The 3,856-nt window shown below is 53.7% G+C and carries 1 protein-coding gene and 2 pseudogenes; all 3 read right to left on the bottom strand.

Features of this window, described 5'->3' with window-relative positions:
* A pseudogene (locus tag QZ506_RS17950) lies at positions 1–81 on the bottom strand (IS1 family transposase); the annotation flags it as partial.
* 186 nt (positions 82–267) lie between these two features.
* Entirely contained in the window at positions 268–1,743 is a 1,476-nt protein-coding gene (rsmF, locus tag QZ506_RS17945; protein WP_291972967.1) for a 16S rRNA (cytosine(1407)-C(5))-methyltransferase RsmF, read from the bottom strand.
* A 111-nt stretch (positions 1,744–1,854) separates the two neighbouring features.
* Positions 1,855–3,708, bottom strand: a pseudogene (locus QZ506_RS17940) (MlaD family protein); the annotation flags it as partial.
* Positions 3,709–3,856 lie beyond the last annotated feature (148 nt).

Below are 3,856 nucleotides of genomic sequence, written 5' to 3'. Positions count from 1 at the left end.
ATGGCCACTTTTGCCATAACCGTGTTTTTTCACAGGAGATGTCTGTTCACAAAACGGGCATCTTACATCAACTTTAGCCACTGTATTCCACATCCAAAACCGGACATTTCACACTGCAATCAACATATTGAATACACGACATATTTTCGCAGCCGTAGCCGAGATAACAGATAAAGACAACCAGTGCGTACATAGGTGTTTACGCTCCCAGTCAGTGGCAGTAGCCCTAGCGAGAGTGTAGATGAAAATGAGGCACTGGGCGTTAAACTAACTCTGTTTAACGTGCTGCGTGCAGGCACCATCACGCACCAGTTCGCGCGGAAGGTTGTTTTTTATACGGCTGCCGATACGTTTGGTTAATCCGATAGGCGTGTGCTGATAGGTAAGTACCATCTCATCGCTGGTGGGGATCTCGTCAGGATAACTGTCACGCCCCTGATACCACTCACAAGCAAGCGTGTCGCTGAGAGCGTAAGCGTGCGGTGCCTGTGCATCCGCCAGCGCAACGATGGCCTCATGTTGCCAGCGAAAACCTTTGGCATAGCGTTCCGCCAGTTTGAGACCAATGCGCGAGAAGCGTATTTTACCAAACAGTGCGTTGAGTGCGGTGGGAAAAAGCCAAATTTCATTGTCACGCAGCCAGAGTTGTTGTTGCTCTGGGTCCCAGACTAGTCCCGCCTGATTGGCCGAAAGCGTCACCGCGTGTTTGTCTTTGCTGGTTAAAGGCGTGAAGGGAAACTTACCCACGTTAAAACGCGGTGCGGGTAACGGGGTAATGGTCGCAGTTTTGCGCAGCCGCGCGACAAAGAAACCTTCACTGTCATAAAGTTGCGGGAACACGTGGAGATATCCCTCTTCAGTCAACGCATCTTCTGCGCCGGGAAAGAGGTCATCTAACGCGTCAATGGCACAGGCCTGAGGGAATGCATCGAGCAGATGCTGACACACCTGCTGATTTTCCTGTGCGTTGAGCGTACAGGTTGAGTAAATCAGCACACCGCCAGGCTTTAACGCATGAAACGCGCTGACGATCAGTTCCTTCTGGGTCTGCGCCAGTTCCGCCATACTTTCCGGTGACCAGTGGCGCATCGCATCCGGGTCTTTGCGTACTACCCCTTCGCAGGAACACGGAGCATCAAGCAGAATGGCGTCGAACGTTTTAGGCAGGGCAGCACCAAACACACGGCCATCGAAGTGTGTTAGCGCGCTATTGTGTACGCCGCAGCGGCTGATATTGGCATGCAGCACCTTGACTCGGCTGGCCGAATACTCGTTAGCGACGATCCCGCCGTTGTTGCCCAAACGCGCGGCAATTTGTGTGGTTTTCGAACCCGGCGCAGCGGCCACGTCCAGCACCAATGGCGATGGGGTTGTCTCACGTGACAATAACGCGCTTTCCTGCGTGTAAAACAATGCGCTGACTGGTAGCATTGAGCTGGATTCCTGCAAATAAAACAGGCCGCTCAAATGGCCAACCGTGTTACCCAATCGCAGTTGCGTTTCATCTGGTTTGATCACCCAAAATCCTTCTTTACACCAGGGGATTGGCGCTAGTTGCCAGCCCCAATCCGCGGCCAGTGTCAAAAAATCATCCACGCTAATCTTCAACGTATTCACGCGCAGACTGCGTCTTAACGGGCGTTGGCAGGCAGCAATGAATTCATCCAGAGACAAATGCGCAGGCATGATGTCTTGAATCGCCTCGAGAAACGCGGAGGGCAAAGAAGGAGAGAGGGGTTTCATCACGGTGGTAATATCTCGTTACAATATCAGAAAAGTGCGGGTAATATTCTGATAGTGTAACACGGTGCGCGGCTGCCGTCGCTCATCACGCGACGGCAGGATCAACGCAGGCTATTCAGGAATGGCGGTGCCCCATTCACGCCACTCTTTGGGTTCTTGACCCAATAACAGAAAATGCTTACCGGGTGTGGAAATCGGCGCTAAAGGAATCGCGGGCGGGGTGGCGAAGGCGATACCACCGCGAATAAACTGTTGGAAGGTGCACGTTTTCAGTAAACCACTGCCCAAGCCAAACTCCAGGTTGTAGCCGGATGCCAGCCAAAATACCGAGTTGCTGCGTGCCAGATTCTGGTGTCGCTTGCTGATACGCAGTGCCACCATCACCCTGTCGGACAGCGGCCCCAGAGACAGCCCAGTAACGGTTCCCTCTTCAACGCCGCGAAACAGCACCGCTGTTCCCACTTGCAACGCACCGGCTTCCGGCGCATCAACCACGATATTCAGCCCATCCTGATAACGGGAATCAGAAATGGTCGCCTGTTGCAATTCGAATTGACGCTGTTGCGCACCATTGCCTGTCTCGACGTTAATATAGGGCTGGAGCAAGGTTTCCAGATGATCGACGCCTGCTGCTGAGATCTGTGGCTTTACCACTGAAAAGCGCGTGCCGGCGCGGGCAAAGGCGTTGACGTACTAAGGGTAGAGCACCGCTTGCGCCAAGACATCGTTGCGCTGCGCTGCCAATTTCAGAAAATCCAACCGACCGATCTAAATACCAAGGTAACGAATCGGCATACCAGCGGAGAGAGAACTGGCGTCATAAGTCCGCAATTCGATTCGACTCCCGGTCGCACGTGCAGCGGTTTCAGTGTGATACAGCAGCCGCTTTCCGCCTTTGGTTTCGGGTGCCCCTTCGAGATTATCGAAGCTAATGGCACCTTTGATCGCCCGGTTGAGGGGCGCGGCCTCAACCGTTAGCCCGGAGGTGCTCAGCTGCACGCGGGCACCACCCTCGGCCCAAAACACGCTGCGTTCGGTCAGCAGTTTGCGGTATTCCGGATGCAGGTAAACCTGGACTTCGAAGGTTTCTGCACCGGGAAGAATACGCATAATTTCACCGACCTGAAACTTGCGGTATAGCACAACAGAGCCTTCCTGGATGTCTTGCAGGCTCTCGGTAACCAGCGTTAAGGTTGGGCTTGGCGTGTTGACTTTGATGCCATCCTGTGTATTATCCTGATCGCTAAACAAGGTATAGCGAGCTGATGGCTCACCTTGCGTACCGGGTAACACCATCACACCGCCGCTGAGCCACTCCTGCGGGCTGGCACCGGTCATTTGTACGCCCTCCAACCCCAGCTTGACGTTCAACCTGCTGTTGACAATAAAGGTGCTGTCTTTGTGCAGCAGAGTGCGATATTCGGGTTCAATGGTGACATCGAAGGTAACGCCTTTTTCGGTCAACGTGCGCTGAATGATCTGCCCGATTTGTACACCATGCAGCATAACAGGTTGGCCGACATCAATGCCATAGCTTTGCGCGACAGACAACTGAACGGTCAGTGTATCGGGACGTAATGCCTGCGTACCATCAATCAGTGGGAATGTCTGACGCTGCTCCCCGTCGCCGGGAATCAATGTCAGCGTTGGGCCGGTGAGCAGGCAGGAGAGGTTAAGATCGCTCAAGGTCAGCCGTGGCTTGGTCAGCTCAATGCGCGTGCCTTCACGCATCAGCGGCACGACAGAGGGATCGATAATCAACTGTCCGCTGACATTACCGTTGCTGGGGTCCAGCACCAGTTTTTGTACACTGCCTACTTCCAACCCATGATACAGCAACGGTGTCTGCCCGGCTTTCAGCATATTGGCGGAGGGAAGCGTTAAGGTAATCGCCACCCCGCGCTGGCTTTGTGCCAGATTAGGGTAGAGTCGGTAAGCCTGTTCAGCACTGGCCTTATCTGTGCTAGCTCAGACCTGATCTGACAGTTACCGATTATTTATACAGGTGTCTGTCAGATTACATCTGGTTCAGATTCTTTTCTGCCCAGATCCGTTTTCCATCGAGTAAAGTGGCCATCGGCGTACGCCCGCAGCACGTTTTTCCCTGATGAGT

The sequence above is a fragment of the Candidatus Symbiopectobacterium sp. genome (assembly GCF_020054415.1).
In the GTDB taxonomy this organism is placed as follows: Bacteria; Pseudomonadota; Gammaproteobacteria; order Enterobacterales; family Enterobacteriaceae; genus Symbiopectobacterium.
Note: the sequence above shows the minus strand (reverse complement) of the source record. Positions and strands in the feature narration are given on the sequence as shown.

Bases quoted from the DNA above. Each gene is read 5' to 3' on its own strand.
- rsmF (WP_291972967.1), bottom strand. From the start codon at position 1,743: ATGAAACCCCTCTCTCCTTCTTTGCCCTCCGCGTTTCTCGAGGCGATT.